Source organism: Armatimonadota bacterium (genome assembly GCA_028871815.1).
Classification (GTDB): Bacteria; Armatimonadota; Chthonomonadetes; order Chthonomonadales; family Chthonomonadaceae; genus REEB205.
In genome coordinates, this window is record JAGWMJ010000006.1 from 204,179 (window position 1) to 222,737 (window position 18,559).

Annotated in this window: 16 protein-coding genes; 4 read left to right on the forward strand and 12 right to left on the reverse strand. The window is 62.6% G+C overall.

The genetic code is table 11. The features are described from left to right. The first annotated feature begins 87 nt into the window (after positions 1 to 87). Positions 88 to 411 carry a helix-turn-helix transcriptional regulator gene (locus tag KGJ62_09250; GenBank protein ID MDE2126764.1) on the forward strand — a complete coding sequence of 108 codons (324 nt, stop codon included), beginning with the start codon at positions 88 to 90 and terminating at the stop codon, positions 409 to 411. Beyond that, entirely contained in the window at positions 408 to 881 is a 474-nt protein-coding gene (locus KGJ62_09255) for an SRPBCC domain-containing protein (protein ID MDE2126765.1), read from the forward strand. Before KGJ62_09250 ends, KGJ62_09255 begins: the two co-directional genes overlap by 4 nt. Positions 882 to 1,048: 167 nt before the next feature. Here the strand turns inward: KGJ62_09255 and KGJ62_09260 are convergent, their stop codons facing one another. The 6 genes from KGJ62_09260 to KGJ62_09285 all read right to left on the reverse strand — a co-directional run bounded on the left by KGJ62_09260 (position 1,049) and on the right by KGJ62_09285 (position 8,958). Then, a complete protein-coding gene (locus tag KGJ62_09260) occupies positions 1,049 to 1,780 on the reverse strand; it encodes an adenine nucleotide alpha hydrolase (protein ID MDE2126766.1) in 732 nt (243 codons plus the stop codon). A 244-nt stretch (positions 1,781 to 2,024) separates the two neighbouring features. After that, positions 2,025 to 2,213: a DUF2892 domain-containing protein gene (locus tag KGJ62_09265; protein ID MDE2126767.1), complete on the reverse strand. Its 189-nt coding sequence runs from the start codon at positions 2,211 to 2,213 to the stop codon at positions 2,025 to 2,027. A 33-nt stretch (positions 2,214 to 2,246) separates the two neighbouring features. Then, positions 2,247 to 5,507, reverse strand: a complete 3,261-nt coding sequence (locus tag KGJ62_09270) for an efflux RND transporter permease subunit (GenBank protein ID MDE2126768.1) — start codon at positions 5,505 to 5,507, stop codon at positions 2,247 to 2,249. After that, on the reverse strand, positions 5,504 to 7,009 hold the full coding sequence (locus KGJ62_09275) for an efflux RND transporter periplasmic adaptor subunit (GenBank protein ID MDE2126769.1): 1,506 nt from the start codon (positions 7,007 to 7,009) through the stop codon (positions 5,504 to 5,506). Before KGJ62_09275 ends, KGJ62_09270 begins: the two co-directional genes overlap by 4 nt. 69 nt (positions 7,010 to 7,078) lie before the next feature. Next, complete coding sequence (locus KGJ62_09280) at positions 7,079 to 7,384, reverse strand: helix-turn-helix transcriptional regulator (protein MDE2126770.1); 306 nt, start codon at positions 7,382 to 7,384, stop codon at positions 7,079 to 7,081. Between the two features lie 389 nt (positions 7,385 to 7,773). Beyond that, on the reverse strand, positions 7,774 to 8,958 hold the full coding sequence (locus KGJ62_09285) for a hypothetical protein (GenBank protein MDE2126771.1): 1,185 nt from the start codon (positions 8,956 to 8,958) through the stop codon (positions 7,774 to 7,776). Between the two features lie 41 nt (positions 8,959 to 8,999). Between KGJ62_09285 and KGJ62_09290 the strand changes: the two genes are divergently transcribed. Both KGJ62_09290 and KGJ62_09295 read left to right on the forward strand, forming a co-directional pair. Further along, the gene (locus KGJ62_09290; protein ID MDE2126772.1) at positions 9,000 to 9,428 is read left to right on the forward strand and encodes a hypothetical protein; all 429 of its coding nucleotides are present in this window, start codon (positions 9,000 to 9,002) and stop codon (positions 9,426 to 9,428) included. Between the two features lie 163 nt (positions 9,429 to 9,591). Further along, positions 9,592 to 10,914: a M20/M25/M40 family metallo-hydrolase gene (locus tag KGJ62_09295; GenBank protein ID MDE2126773.1), complete on the forward strand. Its 1,323-nt coding sequence runs from the start codon at positions 9,592 to 9,594 to the stop codon at positions 10,912 to 10,914. Between the two features lie 4 nt (positions 10,915 to 10,918). Here the strand turns inward: KGJ62_09295 and KGJ62_09300 are convergent, their stop codons facing one another. The 6 genes from KGJ62_09300 to KGJ62_09325 all read right to left on the reverse strand — a co-directional run bounded on the left by KGJ62_09300 (position 10,919) and on the right by KGJ62_09325 (position 17,549). Continuing rightward, positions 10,919 to 11,767: a phytanoyl-CoA dioxygenase family protein gene (locus KGJ62_09300; GenBank protein MDE2126774.1), complete on the reverse strand. Its 849-nt coding sequence runs from the start codon at positions 11,765 to 11,767 to the stop codon at positions 10,919 to 10,921. 148 nt (positions 11,768 to 11,915) lie between these two features. Further along, entirely contained in the window at positions 11,916 to 14,081 is a 2,166-nt protein-coding gene (locus KGJ62_09305) for a hypothetical protein (protein ID MDE2126775.1), read from the reverse strand. A 184-nt stretch (positions 14,082 to 14,265) separates the two neighbouring features. Then, a complete protein-coding gene (locus KGJ62_09310) occupies positions 14,266 to 15,519 on the reverse strand; it encodes a glycosyltransferase family 4 protein (GenBank protein MDE2126776.1) in 1,254 nt (417 codons plus the stop codon). A 67-nt stretch (positions 15,520 to 15,586) separates the two neighbouring features. Further along, complete coding sequence (locus tag KGJ62_09315; GenBank protein MDE2126777.1) at positions 15,587 to 15,817, reverse strand: hypothetical protein; 231 nt, start codon at positions 15,815 to 15,817, stop codon at positions 15,587 to 15,589. After that, positions 15,814 to 16,047 (reverse strand): hypothetical protein, encoded by a 234-nt coding sequence (locus KGJ62_09320; protein MDE2126778.1) that lies wholly within the window; start codon positions 16,045 to 16,047, stop codon positions 15,814 to 15,816. Before KGJ62_09320 ends, KGJ62_09315 begins: the two co-directional genes overlap by 4 nt. A gap of 101 nt (positions 16,048 to 16,148) precedes the next feature. Next, positions 16,149 to 17,549 (reverse strand): hypothetical protein, encoded by a 1,401-nt coding sequence (locus KGJ62_09325; protein MDE2126779.1) that lies wholly within the window; start codon positions 17,547 to 17,549, stop codon positions 16,149 to 16,151. Between the last annotated feature and the right edge of the window lie 1,010 nt (positions 17,550 to 18,559).

Consider the following 18,559-nt stretch of genomic DNA (forward strand, 5'->3'; position numbering starts at 1 on the left):
GTGCAGCGGCATACGGCCAAAGCAGGCCCGACTTGACAAACCTCATCCGGGTATGCAATACTTAACCAAATGGTTAACAATATGCCGATGCGGCTTGACCGGGTGTTCGGTGCGCTTGCCGATCCTACGCGGCGCGCCATTCTGGAGCGGCTGACGGGCGGCGACGCAATGGTAACGGAGCTTGCTGCGCCGTTCAACAGCTCTCTGCCGGCCATCTCCAAGCACCTTCACGTTCTGGAGGAGGCCGGCCTCATAGTACGGCGCGCCATCGGCCGCAAACGCATCTGCAGTATTGTGCCATCCGCCATGTTGAGCGCCGAGGAGTGGCTCGATACGTATCGGCGCTTCTGGACGGAACGACTGGACGCATTGGAAGAGACCCTAAAATCGGATGAGGAGAATGAGATATGAGTCAGGATACGGTTGCGAGTGCTGCCAGCCTGGTGATCAAGCGGACGCTGGCTGCGCCCGTGGAGAAGGTTTGGCGTGCGTGGACGGACCCGGCGCAGATGGCGCGGTGGTTCTTTCCGAACGAGCGGTGGAACCAGTCGACGGTGGACATCGACCCGGTCCCGGGCGGCCGGTTCAGCGTGAAGATGAACCATTCGGACGGCGATGTGTTTCATCTGACGGGCCATTACGTGGAGATTACTCCCGGCGAGCGCCTCGTGTTCACATGGTCGGGCAGGCATGGCGACGACTGTACCGATGAGTCGCTTGTCACGGTTGAACTGAAACCGGCCGCAGCCGGAACGGAGCTCACGCTCACGCATGAACGGATCACGGCGGCTGAGGAGCGCGAGCAGACCCAGGCGGGATGGACGGGCTGTCTCGAGACTCTGGCGAAGTTCCTCTGCGATGTGGCGCCTGCAGGCGGTTAGACTGCACGCAGATGCTGCCGCTGCCACTGCTTCCGGCGCAGCGGCAGCATTCTGCCATTTAACGGGCCGCCGTGCACCGGCGCCGCCTCGCTATCGAGGTGGCTTGGCTGCTGCGGCGCGTGAACCGAATTCCGTGGCCCCGATCACTACCGGACGCGCGAATGGCGCTATCCAGACGGGTTAGCCAGCAGATCGGTGAAGACGAATCCGTCACGCTCCACGGTTTCGCCGTGCAGAACCGCTATGGGATGGACAAACATCGGCCCATCCCACGCGAATGTGTGGAACTCACCGCGCTCGCCGCACGGATCCGCCTCTGCGGGCAGGGCGTTGAGCAAGTCGGCGTCAAACTGCCGCCCGGCGAAATCTCGCGGAATCTGGCCAGGATCGACGCAGGTGATGTGCGCCCGAAGGCCGCCATCGATCATTTCGTGAGCCAACTGCGTGGTGTTGATCCCCCACAGGGGAAAGACCGGCACGTAGGCCGTGCGTTCTGCCAGCTTCTCCTCGCGGTAACGGCGGACATCCTCCAGAAACAGGTCGCCAAAGGCCACATGTGTGAATCGCCAGTGAGACTGCGCTAGATCCAACGCACGCTCCATAACCGCCTCATACTCCGAGTTTGAGCAGGGCCAGGGCAGCGGGGCCGTGAGCATGGGCAAATTGGCGGCGTGCGCTTGCGCTTCCACAAGCTCACGGCGGACTCCGTGCATCGCGACGCGGTCGAACCGGGCGTTCATGGTGGTGAGCAACCCCACGACCTCCAGGTGCGGCGACTGGCGCAGGACATGCAGCGCCCACGCGGAGTCTTTGCCGCTGCTCCAGGAGAGGAGTACGCGGTTGCGCGGTGTCGCCTCTGAGGCTCGATGGGTATCTTGTGGTGCGGATTGGCGTCTCATATTGAACCTGATGAACGTGGACTGAGCGTGTGATCGAGCCGGGTTGCCCGGCTTGCGTGCCTGTGCACCACCGTCACGCCGACCAGTAACGCCGGCGGTTACGGTTGCCGCCCGCAGCCTCGAGCTGACGCGCACGAAAGGCATACGACACGAAGATCGGTTGTGCCGGCGCTTCGCAGCCGTCCGAACCGCCGGTGAGCGGGCGTGTTGTACCCGGCGTGACGCCACCCACGGCTTTCGACTTCTACGCCAGCTTGCGGCGGCGTTCCAGCAGCCACTTCATCGGACACCAGTCTGTGAACCCGCTCTGGAGCAGGTTGATCCCGACGAGCAGTGTTACTACCAGCCACCAGCGATTCACCAGCAGCGCGGCGAGAACCGTTGCCGTGACCGCCACTCCTGCGATAAGGCGCAGGCTTCGTTCCACATACATCCTCTTACCCCTTTCGGTTTCTCGCTCCGATCGTTACGCGGCGGCGCCGGACTGGCGGCGCTTCATGCCGAAGTAGAGGACCGGCACGGTGAAGCGTGATATGAGAGTTGATGCGACTTCGCCCGCCATCAGCGAGATCGCAAGGCCCTGGAATATCGGGTCGAACAGGATTACGGATGAACCGACTATCACGGCGGCCGCAGTCAGCAGCATGGGTCGAAATCGCGTAACACCGGCATCGATGACGGCCTGTTCGAGCGGCATTCCCTGGCGCAGTCGAAGATCGATGAAGTCGACGAGAATGATTGAGTTCCGAACGATGATGCCGGCTCCCGCGATAAACCCAATCATCGACGTCGCGGTGAAGAACGCTCCCAGCGCGGCATGCGCCGGCAGTATGCCGATGAGCGTCAGTGGGATTGGAGCCATGATCACGAGTGGCGTTGTAAAGGACTGAAACCAGCCTACCACCAGAATGTAGATGATGACCAGAACGCCCGCAAAGGCTATTCCGAGGTCACGGAACACCTCGTAAGTGATCTGCCATTCGCCGTCCCATTTCATGGAGAGGTGGTCCGTGGAGCGCGGCTGACGAATGGAGAGGATGTTCATGCGCGCGCCACCCGGAAAGCGAAGCGCGGCCAGCCTGGGATTCATGGCCAGGATGGCATAAACCGGGCTCTCCTGCCGGCCCGTGACGTCACCGGTGACGTAGATCACCGGCAGCAGGTTCTTGCGGTACCTGCTGGTATCGGCGGCGATCCGGCGCGCGTGGACGAGTTCTCCAAGCGGTACCATGGATCCGTTGGATCCGGCCACGTTGAGGCTCTCCAGTGCAGCAATGCCGCTTCGATCGTTCCGGCTCAACCGAACATCCAACGGCACGTCCTCACGCGCTTCCGGGTCGTGTGCCAGCCCCACTTCCTGGCCGCCGAGCGCCAGCTGCAGTGTCTGCGCAATTTCGGCAGAGTCGACTCCGCTCAGCGCCGCCTTCTCGCGGTCCACGTGGAATTGCCAGGTAGGTTGGGCATCGTCCACCGTCCAGTCCACATCCGTGACGCCGGCAGTTGTGGTGAATATCTGTTTGATGCGCGCCGCGGCGGCGAGCCTGGATTCGGCGGTTGGCCCGTAGACCTCCGCGACCAGTGTTTCCTGCACCGGCGGACCCGGCGGTACTTCGGCAACCTTCACCCGCACACCCCAATTCCGCGCGATGCGAGCGATATCGGGCCGTATGCGCTTGACGATATCATGGCTGCCGGCCCTGCGGTCGGCCTTCGGCACGAGGTTCACCTGGATGTCTGCTTGCCATGCCTTATCCCTCATGTAATAGTGGCGAACGAGGCCGTTGAAGTTGAATGGCGATGATGTGCCGATGCTGAGTTGGTAGTTGCTTACCTCTGGAATGCGCGCCACGTAGTCGCCAAGAGCGCGGGCAGCCGCTGCAGTCTGCTCCAGAGTTGTGCCGTTGGGCATATCCACGATGATCTGAAACTCGTTCTTGTTATCGAAGGGGAGCATTTTAACGATCACCGATTTGGTGAAGAGCAGCGCAACCGCTCCGACCATCAGCAGACCGACCAGTGTGAAGAAGGCAAGCCGCGCGCGCGTCGACCTCAGAAGCGGAACCATAATGGCGCGATAGAGTCGCGTGAGCCGATCCGTTCTATCTTCCTCTCGCCCTGGCGCTTCCATCCTCGGCGGTTCGTGGGTTGGGCTTTTGTGAAGCAGGCGGTACGCGGCCCAGGGCGTCACGATAAACGCCACAGCAAGCGAGAAGAGCATGGCGGCCGAGGCGCCGACCGGAATGGGACGCATATATGGGCCCATCAAGCCTCCGACCATTGCCATCGGCAAAATCGCGGCGATAACCGTAAACGTAGCCAGTATCGTGGGATTGCCGACTTCATCCACCGCACGGACGGCGGCCGCGATTGGGCTGGCGTGAGTGCCGGCGGGCATCCGGTAGTGCCGCACGATGTTCTCTACCACCACAATCGCATCATCCACGAGGATACCAATGGAGAATATGAGTGCAAAGAGCGTGATCCGGTTCAGCGTGTAGCCATAGAGGTAGAAGACCAGCAGCGTCAGCGCCAGTGTCACCGGAATGGCGATCGCCACCACGAGCGACTCCCGTATACCGAGGACAACTGCGATGAGCAGCGTCACGGAGACCACGGCGATCAGCATGTGAAACAGGAGCTCGCTGGCCTTTTCGTTTGCAGTTTCGCCGTAATTGCGTGTCACCGTGAGCCGCACGTCGTCCGGCAGAAGCGATCCGCGCAGCGCGTTGACGCGAACCATCACGGCATCTGCCACGGCAACTGCGCTCGTCCCCTTGCGCTTTGCCACGCTAATGGTCACGGCCGGTTCCAGCGCGGGCGCATCTGCGCGATGCGCTGCCCTGCCGTAACCGAAGAGCACGTAGTTGGTTGGCCGCGCCGGACCCTCATGTACTGAAGCCACGTCTCCCACACAGATCGGCCGAGCCCCTACCACCGAGACCACAACGTGAGATACATCGGCGGCGCTCCGGAGGTATTCGCCGGCGTCCACCGCGATCTGCGCATTGCTCTGTGTAAAGGCGCCTGCTTGCGACCGCTGGTTGGCGTGGCGGATCGAGTCGGCAACTGCCAGCGGCGTCACATGGAACGCTGCGAGCCGCGCGGCGCTCAGGTCAACCAGCAGCCTCCTTCGTGGGCCGCCGATGATGCGCGTCGCCGACACATCCGGCGTCTGCTTGATCGTCTCTTCGAGGCGTGAAGCAAGCAGGCGGAGCTGGTAGGCCGAACTGTTGGCGCTGTGGAGCGTTATCGCCAGCACCGGAACATCATCAATAGAACGAGCCTTGATGATGGGAAGCGAGGCGCCGGGGGGAATGATGCTGTAATTGGACTGCAGCTTTTCGCGAAGGCGGACAAGGCTTGCGGTTTCATCTTCACCGACGCGGAAGCGGACAGTAACCAGCGACTGGCCAGGTGAGGAGGTGGTGGTGATGTACTCCACTCCAGGAATTTCCCACAGCAGCTTCTCCATGGGTACGCTGACCCGCCGTTCGACCTCGCGTGCAGTGACACCCGGCATCGTAACGATCACGTCCATCATCGGTACGATAATCTGTGGCTCTTCTTCCCGAGGAGTTTTCAGGACGGCGAAGAGACCGAGGGCTAACGAGGCAATGATTATCAGCGGCGTGAGACGCGAGTTGATGAAGGCCGCGGCAATGCGGCCGGCGATACCGTCACGCGGCTGCGCCGGGCCTACGGCGCCGTGCTGCCGTTCGTGACTCATTGCTGTACCTTCGCGCCATCGCGAAGTCCCTCGACCGGAACGGCAACCACCCGTTCGCCTGCATTCAGGCCCGAGCTTACGGCGACGAGCTTGCCAACCCGTTCGCCGGTCTCCACAAGCCTTAGATGCACGATGCCGGCCGCCGCGACCATCACAAACCTCAGCCCCTGCCGCGACATGACCGCGGCTTGCGGCACAAGGATCTCGCGCCGTGCTCCAATGACGAACTTCGCCCGGCCAAACGCGCCCACGGCACCATCGTACGAGTTCGGCAGGTCTATCTTGACCGCGAACGTATGGCTGGTGTTGTCACCCTCCGGCGCGATCTCGGCAACCGGCGCCATGACCCATGAACCGCCTCCAATGCTGAGCGGTACCAGGCTCCCCGCGGCGATCCGACCCAATACACGTTCCGGCGCTTGCACCAGGAGGCGCAACCGCCCACCTTGAACCGTCAGCAGTGGCACGCCCGGCACCGCCATCGCCCCTGGGTCCGCCATCCGCTGCGCCACGACGCCGTCAAACGGCGCGGTTATTCGGGTGTACGTCGAGGTGACCACGGCTGCATTCAGCGATGCCGCCGATTGTGCGAGCTGCGCCCGAGCGCTGATCACCTCCTGCCGACGCACCTGGACCTGCATCGCGATGGCCCGAGATTGCTGCAGGGCTGCTCTTGCCGATTTCAGGCCGGCGCCGGCTTGCGCCACGGCCTCTTGAGCGGCACGCACGTCTTCGGCGCGGCTGCCCTCAGCCGTCAGGCTCTGTGCCTGCTGCGCCGTTTGCCATCGCGCCTGAGCGACCTGGAACTGGCTCCGACTTTCATCCATGGTTTGGTCCGAGATCGCCCCCTCGTCATGCAGCTGCGTCATGCGCATCAGGTTTTGCTGTGCCAGCGCAAACGATGCATGCGCCTCGTTAACGGCAAGGGCTGCCTGGGCGCGTTCCTGTGGCCGCGGACCAGCGGTGGTGCGCTGAAGGCGGGCCTCAGCCGCGCTCATTGCGGCCGCTGCCTCGTTGACGTGCGCGGCCGCATCGGCAATGCCGGCCACGCTGGTTGCGGCCTCCATTGCGGCCCTCACATGCGCCATCTGCAAACCGGCTCGCGCCGTGTTCACGTCAGCCGTCGCCTGCGCCTCGGCAGCTGTGAGGTCGCGGCCATCCAGGGTCATCAGAAGCTCACCGCGCTTCACCCGTTCACCCATGTGGACCATCACCGCCGTGACGCGGGAGGTGATGCGCGATGAGAGATCGGCCCGCTGCTGCGCTTCAACGGTTCCTGATGCCGTGACGTACTCCGGCACCCATGTCGCCGCTGCGGCCGCTGTGATGACCGTGGTGACCGGAGCGGTAACTGCGGGGGCCGCATGCGCCGAAGTCGATTCCATTCGCAGCAAGGTGAAGAGGCCCACGGCGACAAAAACGGCGCCGGAAGCCGCCGCCACTTTACGGCCCGGCCGCGAAAGGGGCCGTTGAGAATCGGTAGTTGGGTTTCCAACTGTCATTGCAACCTCCATATCCGAAACCGTCGGTCTGCCAATCCGCGACGAGGCACAAGCAGCGAACGGCAGGGCTCACCCGCGCGGCTGATTCCGGCGGATGCACTGCAGAAGAAGAAGCACACTCGCATCCTCGATCTGGTAGAGCACAAAGCTGCCGTTGCGCTGTGCGCGCAGCACATGCTGGTCCTTGAGGATTCGCAGCTGCTGGCTGACCACGGCCTGGGGTGCGGCTGCTGCGTCGGCGATCTGGGTGACGTTGCGCGGCCCGCCTTCGTGTTCGAGGAAGTCGAGTATTCGCAACCGTATCGGATGTGCGACCGCGCGGATCATAGGCGCTACGCGTTCAAGGGTGGCCATATCAATGAGTTCGTTGGTCATATTCTTCCTGGAGCAACTGAATATCAGCATATCTCAATATTCATATATAGTATGCATGAGTGCGCCGAATAGTTCCCATTGAATCGGCGCCAAGTCGCACATAACCGCGACTGGAGGTGCTGCGCCGGCCATAGCGACGCCACGAAAACCTGGCTGACCCCGCCGTCATCCAGGATAGCGTCGAGTCAACGGCGTTTGATGGTTCCGGATCTGCCGGCTCACCCGCAGGCGCGGTGGCGTCGGACGAACCCTCCGCCATCGTCGGATTGCGGCGCGCCCATGCGTCCCGCACGACCAATATGTTTCACTGCCGGATGGGCGAATGGGAGGTACGGGACAAGCTGGGGTTGTTTGGCGTTACCCCGTATATGAGACACATCGACTTTTGTTCAGGCGCCGCGGCCTATAGGCGGCACTGGCGCAGCCACAAGCCACGTGCCCGGCGCGGCAGCTTCCAGAAACGCCCGCGCCGCGCTGGCCTGGTCCAGCAGCTTTTCGTCCGCGGGGCTGTGACCGCTTACGGGCGTGTCCCACTGCGCTGTGTACCAGCCGGATCGGCGGCGCCCGGAGGTGTGCAGCCAGAGGAGCGCGCGCAGTGTCACCTGTCTCCAGTTGGCATCGCCATCGGCCCGGTACAGCGCTTCGAATCCCTCCAGCAGCAGGTGTGCGAATGCGCCGCCATCTTTGACGCCACCCGTGACCGGGTCGATCCAGCGGCCTACAGCCGCGCCGCCGCTCTGTTCGGCCAAAGCGAGAAAGCTGTGGTGGTTCGTGATGCGCCACAACGCGCATTCGGCGCGAATCATGAGCGCTGTGTTGTACGACCATTCGGTTTTGTCGACAGTGCCATCGGCATTCACATGGTCGAAGTAGAGTCCCGTGGCGTCACGCAGGTTTGCACGCGTCCAGCCTTCCAGGCGCTCACCGGCCGCCAGATCCCTGGCCTTGTGCGTAAGCTTGTATAGTTCGAGTGCGCCCACAGCCGCCGGTGCATTTGAGCACGTGTTTTTCGATTTCCGGTCGCGCTCGCGCCACCAGATGCCGCCGCGAAGTGCGGAGTCTTCGCCGCTCAGCACGAATCGGAGGGTCTTCTCCGCTCGCAGCAAATCCGCGGGGCGGTGCGCGATGCTGTACGCCTCGATCAGGTCGAGCGTCATCCACGCGTTATCGTCATAGTAACAGTCGGGCGGCTTTGGGAGCGGCAGCACATCGTAGCCTCCGAGTGGCCGGTCACTGCGCCAGTAGGCGTCCAACCCGCGTACGCAGCGGTTCATCCGCCCGGCTTTGCGCGAATCGAGACGTGCGGCAGCCGCCAGCGCAGCGAGTTGAACACCGCATCCCCACATAAATGCCGGGTGCTGCGGTGCGCCACGGGTGGAGGCGTCGGCATAGAGCGGACCGCTACCTATGAGGAACGACCGGTCGATCCGTCGCTCCAGGCGCCCGCCCCAGCGAGCGAGTTCCGAGCGGCCCGGCGGTTTCGGCGTCTGCGACCTGGGCGGCGCTGCGGCTGCAGTCAGAGGCGCAATAAGCAACAGGAGGAGGAGGAAGGCTGTGCGGCGGTATACTGGCATTGGGTTGCATGGGAGCGCTCAGCAGCCATCAGCACGTTGCCATGCGAGCAAACCACCGCGGAGCGGCGCGAAGCACCACGCTCTTTATAATCACGGCGGTACTCCTGATTCTGCTTGCGGCCGGCGGCGTTGCAACCGTAATTGTACTGCGTGTTCTGCACCCGTCGCGCTCGTTCCTGAAGAACACCCTCATCGAGGAAGCCCGGCCGATCTACCAGCGCGATATCGAGCGGATGAGCGCCATTCGCCCGGCTCAGGAGCCGAGGCTGACGTTGGGGCATATCGATTGTGTGATTACGCCAACGGGTAATGTACAGTACCCGTGGTCAGGCACGCTTACCGTCTTCTCGGCTGCGTATGGCGGTCCATCCGGAGCGCATCCGGGTGGAAAGCTTCCCCCGCCGCGCACGTACCGGTTCCGCTGGCACGATCGACGATGGACCCAGGAAACGGCTGGTGCAGGAGGCTGACACGATCCGCTGGATCGAGCGCGGCACACATGTCGAATGCGCCCGCGGGCTCGCAGGTACCTTCCCATTCTCCGTCCAACCTCTCCGCGTCCGGCTGGTTGAACCTCCTCGCCGGTAGCGATACTCTAAAGCGTGGCCGGCAACGCTCTCTTCTACGGAACCAATGAACACAACCATCCATCAACGGCCCGCGGAGCTGCTGCAGCAGCTCCTGCGGTTCAACACCACTAATCCTCCGGGAAACGAAGCTGCATGTATCGGCTTTATCCGTGACCTACTGGCCGAGTACGGTGTGCCGTCGCAGCTGATTGAAAAAGCCGATGGGCGCCCGAATTTGATCGCCCGACTTACCGGCTCAGGATCGGCGCCACCGCTGCTCTTGCAGGGCCACGTGGATGTGGTGCCGACGGCGGGCCAAAGCTGGACGCACCCCCCGTTTGCCGGCGAGCTCCATGACGGCATGATCTGGGGCCGTGGCGCGGTGGATATGAAGGGTGGCGTGGCGATCATGCTCGCGGCGTTCCTGCGCGCGAAGGCGGAGAACGCATCGCTGCCCGGCGACGTTATCCTCTGTATCCTCTGTGATGAGGAGGCCGGTGGTGACAATGGCGCCAGGTTTTTGTGCGAGGAGCGCCGCGACCTGTTTGCCGGTGTGAGGTTCGCCATCGGAGAGTTCGGCGGCTTTTCACTGCAGGTTGCGGGTCGCACGCTCTACCCGATCATGGTGTCGGAGAAGCAGATATGCTGGATGCGCGTGCGGTTTCGTGGTCCGGGTGGCCACGCTTCATCGCCGATTCATGACACGGCGATGATTCGTGCCGCCCGCGCGATCCAGGCGTTGGATGAGCATCCTCTCCCGGTTCATATCACGCCCGCCGCATGCGCCATGTTCAGTGGGTTCGCCGAGGCTCTGCCGGAACCTGCTGCCGGGCACTTCCGGGATCTGATGGTGGCGGAAAAGGCGGACGCGGCGCTGGAGCACCTGGAGCCGTTCCGCAAAATCATCGCGCCGCTGATTCGCAATACCGCGTGCCCCACTATCATCGCGGGCGGCAGCAAGGTGAACGTGATTCCGTCGGAGGTCGTGATGGAGGTGGATGGCAGGCTGCTGCCCGGAATGACGCCGGTTGATATGACGCGAGAACTCGGGTCTCTGGTTGGTGAGCACGCCGAGATTGAGATTGTTCGGCATGACCGCGGCACGCCAGCGCCGGACATGGCGCTGTACCCGACGCTGGCCGATATCCTGTGCCGAGAGGATCCCGGCGCGGCGGCAACGCCGCTGCTGCTTGGGGGTGTGACGGACGCGCGATTCTTTGCTCAGATCGGTATCCAGACGTATGGCTTCTTACCGATGAAGTTCCCGCCGGATTTCGACTTCTGGTCCACCGTGCACGCGGCTGATGAGCGCGTACCAGCCGGCGCCATCCTGTTTGGCGCAAACGCCGTCTTTCAGGCGCTTCAGCGATTTGGAGCCGCGTCTTAGTCGGCTACTGGTCCAGGATGTCGCGTTCCGGCCGCTTCACGTCGGTCCAATGATCGTCCGGCATCCGGCCGCGGCAGATGGTGCTGTTCTTGGTCCAGCCATCGTCCAGCGATCGAACCTCGCCCGCGGCATACCGGATGGTCATACCGCAACGGCGGCGGTTCGAGGTGTTGGGCTCGGAGCCGTGGATGAGCATGTCGGCATGCAGCGAGATTTGCCCGGCTTTCAACTCAAACGGAACCGGCTTTCCGTAGTTTTCGGCGCCTTTGATTTTCTGCGGGAGGACGCTGTTCTCGTCGGCACCGCTCATATCAAACTCCACCATTCCGAGCGTATGCGTTCCCGGGATCACCTGCATGCAGCCGTTGCCCAGGTCCGAGTCATCCACTGCCAGCCACATCGTGACGGTATGCGCGGGCGTGAGCGGCCAGTACGAGGCGTCCTGATGCCACGATACCACCTTACCGTCGCCAGGCATCTTGCAGAAGTACTGCGTGCCCCACGCCACGATGTTGGGGCCGAGTAGATCCTGCACGTAGTCCAGGATGATTGGATTGTGTGCGATATCCCAGTACGGTTGGCTGAACCGCATCATGCGGCGCAATGAATAGCTATCGCCCCCATCTTTCAGTTGTTTCGCCAGCAGCCGGTCGAAGTAGTGGCGATGCTCCAGTATCTCGTCATCGGAGAATACCGGCAGGCCTTTCAGGTAGCCGTTGGCATTGTACGATGCAAGCTGCTCTTGCGTAAGGCGAAGCGGATGCTCGGCGCCGGCAGGGTGGAAGGTGAGATCACGCTCCAGATTGTCCCACGTAACCGAGTCGTCAAAGGTTCTTTGGGCCAGGTTCACCATCGAACAGTTCCTCCATGTTGGAGCAGGATGCGCTGCCGATTAGCATTCATGAGTGGTGGGCGGAAGTCCTGCAGGCGGGTCGCGGTAACTCCCGCGGCGGCCGGCCCCGTGGAGCGCCCGGAGGCGAATTCTGCCGGCACACGTCGCTCTATCTGCCGTGTAGCGCCACCACGAACCGCGCCGTTACGCTGACGGCAGCGGGCTTTGTGCGGACTGCATCCTCGTGGAGCAGTCCAATCGGGTAGCGGCTGGATGCGCCAAGCGCAGCAACCTCAATCCTGTGACGGCCCGGCGACAGTCTGCGTAGATCGATCCGAAAACCGTCGGTGGCGATGTGGGTCGCGATGCGTTTGCCATCGAGATTGACGTTGTAACCGGCCGGCGCTCTTCCGGCTACCCTCCAACGAACCAACAACCAGGGCCCGTGAACCATCTCACCGCTGGTGGGATGTTCCAGAGCGATGAGCGTGGTTGCCGGATGCGGTTCATGGTACATGCGCACCAGGGCTTTCGTAAGGTTGTAGTACTGGTAGCCCCATCCGCCACTTCCGCGATAGCCGTGAGCCGTGAGCGAGGTCGGCTCGATGTCATCGGAGAGCTCCGGCGTGTAACAGTCCTCGAACTGATCTTTGTTCGGGCCGCCTCCGCCGCCTTTCGGCTGGCCGGCGAACTCGTTCCACTGGTTGATCAGCAGAAACCGTGGACGCACCCGCATGGCGTACTGCCACTGCGTGAGATATGTGGAGCCTCCCAGCCGCCCACGCGCCTGCGGATAGGTCCAGCCTCCCGCACCAAAGTATGCCGGCGTGATGGTGAGCGCCTCCGGCATGCCCTCAAACGACGTTACGATCGGTAGCAGCGACCCGTCCATCCAACTCCAATATCCGGCCTGTGCGAGGTGGTTTGCCTGAAACTGGCTGCCCATCCAGCGTACCGTGAAGGGCGTTGAAGCCAGCGGCGGCATCGTGGCGCGGAAGGCGGGCCCGCCGCCATCGAATGGCACGATGAGCGGCTTTCCGAGGTAATGGAGCCACAGTCCGCTGTATTTGGAATTCCGCACATAGTGCGCATAGACCCAGTCCATCTCCTCGTGCAGCGCTTCTGTGGTCGTCGGCGGCCCATTATCCAGGCCGAGCAACAGCGTCACACGTGGAACGCTGACTCCCTCCTTTCGCATCGCGGCGAACACATCCAGCGTCTCGGTGGTTGAGCGGATAAGTTCATCCACGCCGGGATCACGCTCGCGCCAGTGCTTCTTACTCCACAGGTTGTTGGACCAATCGATGAGGAGATAGTCGATTCCGGCCTCCGTCAACCAGAGCGCGTGCTGCCGGATCACGCTGCGGTCAAACGAACTGTAATCTCCCAGCTCGGGTACGGCTTCGGCGGTATCCCAGCGCGCGTTGAGCGGCGTGAACCAGGGTTCCCACTCCATTCCAACCAGGTGGTTCGGATCGAGGGGCGGCCGATGGATCGTCCGGGATCGGACGCGGATCGTGATGGAGTTACTGCGCAAGGACCCAGCAGGTGCAGGCTCGCCAACGCGAAACGGGTCCATCGCCTTCATGCCCGGCCATCCAGTGATTGTGCGGCCCCACACACCTCCGCCGACCGTCGCGATCTCGGTAGCCGGCTTGCCCGAAGGCGCCACGTTTTCCGGCCAGCCGGCCGGCTGCGATGAAGAGACGCTCCATGAGCGGTCCGTAGCCAGTGACCTGGTGGCGCCACGACCGCGGATGGCCAGCCGAGCGAGCAGTCCGGCGGGTCCCGAGCCGTTGTGCGCCTCAACCGTGAGAATATTGGAGCCGGCATGCAGGACGGACGCCGGCACCGCAGCGTGCTGCACTGCATGATAGTCCGAACCGGCAGCAACTCTCCGTCCGTTGATCCACGCTTGAAAGGAATCGTCGCAGGTGATGTCGAGCTGGGCAAGTGTCGCGCGAAACTTCAGGTTGAAGCGGCGGGTGATGAATACCGTCTGGTTATCGAGGGTGACGTTCGACCATATCCAGTGCGCCGGATCGGGCGCGGTTTGCGGCGTGATCAGCGCCTCGATTTCGGCGGCGCCAACGTTCGGGAGCGGCAGTAGAAGCAGCGCTTTCCCGGCTGGGCCGGAGCGCGCCGGCGCTCCCCACTGCTTCCCGTTGACGTAGGGCCAGAGCTCGGCGCCCGGTACGGCGCGCCCGCGAGCGTCCCGCACCTCGGCACTCACGGCGGCCGTTCGGCCCATGCCTATGGCGGCGGTATCCGAGCGGAGACGGATGGAGGAGGGAGGCGCGAACGACAAAAGCGCCGTCAATGCGATAGGCAGCATAGTCTGGATCCTTCGTCAACTACCACGCCGGCGGCAGCAGCATCGCTCCTCGCCGTCGGTTCAACTCACCGGTCTGCACGCGCGGATCCCCACAAGAGCCTGGTCGGCGCTCCCGTCGTAAACTGCCGTGGCGCATCTGGCTTTCCGCCTCCCAATACGTGGGATCCGGCGTCATCACAGGCCGTTACCAGGAGCTTTCGCGGTACTCGTTCCAAACGCGGTTGTAGACTCGCAGCGTATCAGCGGCGATATGCGTCCAACTGAAGTGAGAGTCGACGCGCTTGCGTGCTCGCTTCGCCAGCCGGAGAGCCGTTGCGCGGTCTTGAAGCACGCGCGTTACTCCCCAAGCCAGGCTTTCCGGATTATTGGCCCAGGTAACGGTGCCGGAAAGGTCGTGCTCAACCACTTCCGGCAGACCGCCTGCATCCGACACGACGACAGGCGTGCCGGCGGCCATGGCTTCAAGGGCGACGATGCCGAACGGTTCATAAAGGCTTGGGAAGCAGGCGACATCGGCTACCCGGTAGAGCCTCAGGAGCGCGTCATCGGAGATAAACCCGGTGCAGAACACGTTGCCGCCGACACCAATACTGTGGGCGAGGTCTACAAGATGCTGCCGGTGCCCACCGCCGGCGATCACCAGTTTTACGCCGCCGCTGGCGGAGCGAATCTGCGGCATGGCTTCCACCAGTATCTGCGCTCCCTTTTCGCGCACACCTCGCCCGACAAACAACACCAGCTTTTCGTCTGGAGCTGCAAATCGAAGCCGGAAGTCGGCCGCTTCCGCTGCACTGAAAGGAAAGTGGAACTTTTCGGCGTGTATGCCGTTCGGGATCACGTCGATTTTGTCGCCCGGGCAGTTGAGAGCAAACTCCACCTCGCGGCGCATGAACTCCGCGCAGACGATGACGCGCCACGCCTCGGTTGTGAGCCACACCTCGGTATCGTTGATGTAGTGGTTGGTATCGGTGTGAATGCCCTGGTTTCGCCCGAACTCAGTAGCGTGAATTGTGCCGACCAGCGGTAGTTTGAAGGCATGCTTCAGCTCCACGGCGGCGAAGCTCGCGACCCAGTCGTGGGCATGCAGCAGCACCGCCTCGCCTTCACCGAGCGACTTGGGGTCAATTGGAGCGCGTCCCTTCTTGCGGCCCAGCCAGTCATGGCAGAGCGCCCAGGCGCGGTCGCGCATGGCGGCGTTGAGTTGATGGAGCCAGTGAAAGAAGTCGGCATGCCCGCCCGGAGCGTCGTATGGCGCCACGCGATGAATATGGACGCCGCGCACAACCTCCTCGGCGGGCGCCCCCGGGAAGTCACACGTTACAACGTGCACCTCCAGCGTTGGGTCGGCCGCAAGTGCCCACGAAATCTCTTCTACATGGCGGGCAATGCCGCCAACGATTCTTGGCGGATACTCCCACGTCAGCATCAGGATGCGCACGTCAACTCCTTTTGGCGCGTGCCGACGCCGAATGCCGGCCGTCTCGCAAGGCCAGCCCGGGAGCCTTTCAATCCATTTCGACCGGTCCAGGCGGTGGTTTCAAGTGGCGTGCCCGGTATTCAGCCAGCAATGCGCGGTACTCCGCCTTCTCGCGAGCATACACGGCGGCGGCGTTGTGCAGTTGCTGCCTCAAGCTGTCGCGCCGCATCGCTTCCTGTTTCATCACCACCAGGGAGACCAGAATGCACACCGCGGGTAGCAAAAGGAACAGACGATCCGAGGAAGTGAGCGGCTTCAATGGAGGCCGGCTTTCATCTGGTTGACCACAACGGTAGTATTCTGCAGGTTGCCCTGCGTGTCGTTCAGGGCATCATCGTACAGAGCTGCGACCTTGCCGATTCGGACCGTTTGAATCATAGCCAAAGCCAAAACGGCCAGTGTGGCAACCATGATGAAAATACGGGTGGTGAACCCGATGGCATTCGAAGGCGCCGCGCCCGAGCTATTATCGTTTGGACCGGATGACACCGCAACCTCCCGCAGTGCGGCACGGGCCGATTCCGCGCGCTTTAGCGCAGTGCGGCAGCCAACGCCGCCCGTGCAACCTGAGTCTCCTTCTCATTATGCCACTAAGCGACCTGCTTGCGGTCGCCAGGCGCTGCAATTGCCACCAGCGCCGATACCAGGCACAACCAGCCGAACATCCAGCCACCGCGGACGAAGATCGTCGTTCGATGGGCCATGGCAACCGGCACATCGATCATTGTCGGACCCGCTGTGACCACTCGCGCAACGGAAGCCCCGTGCGAATCGCAGGCAAACGTACTCCCTGCCGTATCGGCGGCGGCAAGCCATAAGCCGGTTTCCGCACTTCGCATTCTCAGTATCTGTCGCTGCTGTGCGTTCTGAACCGGTCCCCACCGGGCCGGATTATCACTTGGGGCGAGGAGCAGTTGCGCGCCGTTACGCGCCAGTCGAAGTGACACGTCGGGACTATCCAGGTCGTAACAGATCGCGACGCCGACGCGGCCGAACGCCGCCGGGAATACGCGCGCATCGCGTCCCGGCGTGCCATCACGGAACATCGGCACGGGATGGTTCTTGTGGTGAACGCCCAGTACCGTCCCGTTTGAGCCAATGACGAATGCGGCGTTGAAGTACGCGTCGGTGCTGCGGTTCGGCACATCCCTGGCGCCGAATACGAACAGGGCGTGCTGGTCGGCCGCAAGCGCGCGCAGCTTTTGCCACAGCTTCGGGTTCCACCGAGGATCGGACATAAAGCTGTATTCCGACCAGAGGATCGCGTCGAGCCTCCGCCGTGCGGGTACGGTCGAGAGCGCGAAGTGGACGCTGTCATCCTCGCTTTGTGCCTGCACCAGGCGGATAACTACGGGATGTTCCGGGCGCATCGGAGAGCGCGGAAGCAAGCAGACAGCGCCCCAGCTAGCGAGCGCCGCGATGCCGATCCGCGGTCGAAACCGCGTGCGGGCGATCTGCGTGGCAAGCATCACGAGAAGGAATGAGACGCCGTAGGAGCCTGCGACTGCCGCAATAGGCCAGAGTGGCGCGCCTCCGAGGGCGGCGTATGCGATGCCGCCGACGCTGGTGCGCGGCCAAACGACCTGCTCACGCAACACCTCCAGCGCGACGCATAGCGCTGGTGCCGCGAGCCAGGCGGGAATCCGGGCGCGTCGCGACGAGCACCAGGCAAGAGCCGCGCCAAATAGTGCCGGCCAGCACGCAGCAATTGCCCAGAGTGAGATCGATGCCGATCCAAACAGCCGGGTGAGCCAGAAGAGAGTGATCGCCGACCACGGATAGCCGAAGCAGATGCCGGTGATGAATCCCTCTCTTGGCGACGCCTCTTCCAGCACCGCGATAAAAACGGCAAGCGCCAGCGGTATCACGAACACAAATCGATACGGCGGAAACGCGAGCGAGAGAAGCGCGCCGGCGGCTGCGGCGACCATGCATCGGGTCGGCAGGGAGGTACGGTCGCTACGGTTTGAGTGGCCCGTTTGCTCTGTCATACTCGAGAAGACGCATCCATGGCCTTCATTATTCGATTCGCCTTCAAAAGCGATTCAAGGCAAGCTGGCTTGCCACTCGGATCTGGAGACGCGGATCGTATGTCACAGACGCGCAGGCATTCGCGGGGTTCGGTATCACGATTGCGGGCAGCGACGTCCGCGCCGCGAATACGGCCACCCTCCGCTCCGCCGTCCGGGCCTCGGCCCTGTCATTCTGAACACGAAGCGCGGCCGCCAGGCATCGTGGAAGAGTCTCGGTGGGATCGTCTTGGCCCTGTCGAAGCGCGTACCGCTGCGCGACCTCTCAGCGGGACATCGAAAAAGGCAATTCAGAAAAGTTCTCCGGATGGAACTATCTGGCCCATGACAAAAAGGTTTCGCCGGCCCCTTGCCAAGTCCGTTCGGTGGCGCTGGCGCCCGTGATCCTCCACCAAGAATAGTTTGGGACAGTCTGTGAACGCGGAATCGGCGATTCGCGCGTTGAATTTACTCGCTGAAATGGTGAGTAAATGAAGCCTGAATACCGTCGTATTCCGATCAAGCTTGAGGTTGACCCTACGCGTTGCATGACGACGGCATTTGCCGGGATTATGCCATACCTTGATCTGTGGAATGCTCTGGGTATGCCAACCGGCGATATTTGTGGTAGACCGGTATCGAAGACTCGAAATTGGGATTCAACGGAGCAGCGCCGATGAACCGGAACACTTCAGGCAGCCGCGCGACGCAACGCAACGCGGCCCGTCCGACTTGGCCGTTTAATCAGCTTGCGTTGACGCTCCTGTGCGTGCTGCTGTTCGGAATCCTCCATGTCCGCTCGGCGCCAAGTTCCAGCGTCGTCATTCTGGCGGGAATGCGTGTACGGCGTTGCCCGGGACCACACCAGTTCGCGCCGGCCATCATCTATCCGTTCTATTTCGGGTACTGACACGCCCCCATTCATCCCCCAGAAGGAAAGCAAGCCATGAAGAGCGCCTATCTTGCGGCTGCGATCTTTGCAGCCACCCTGG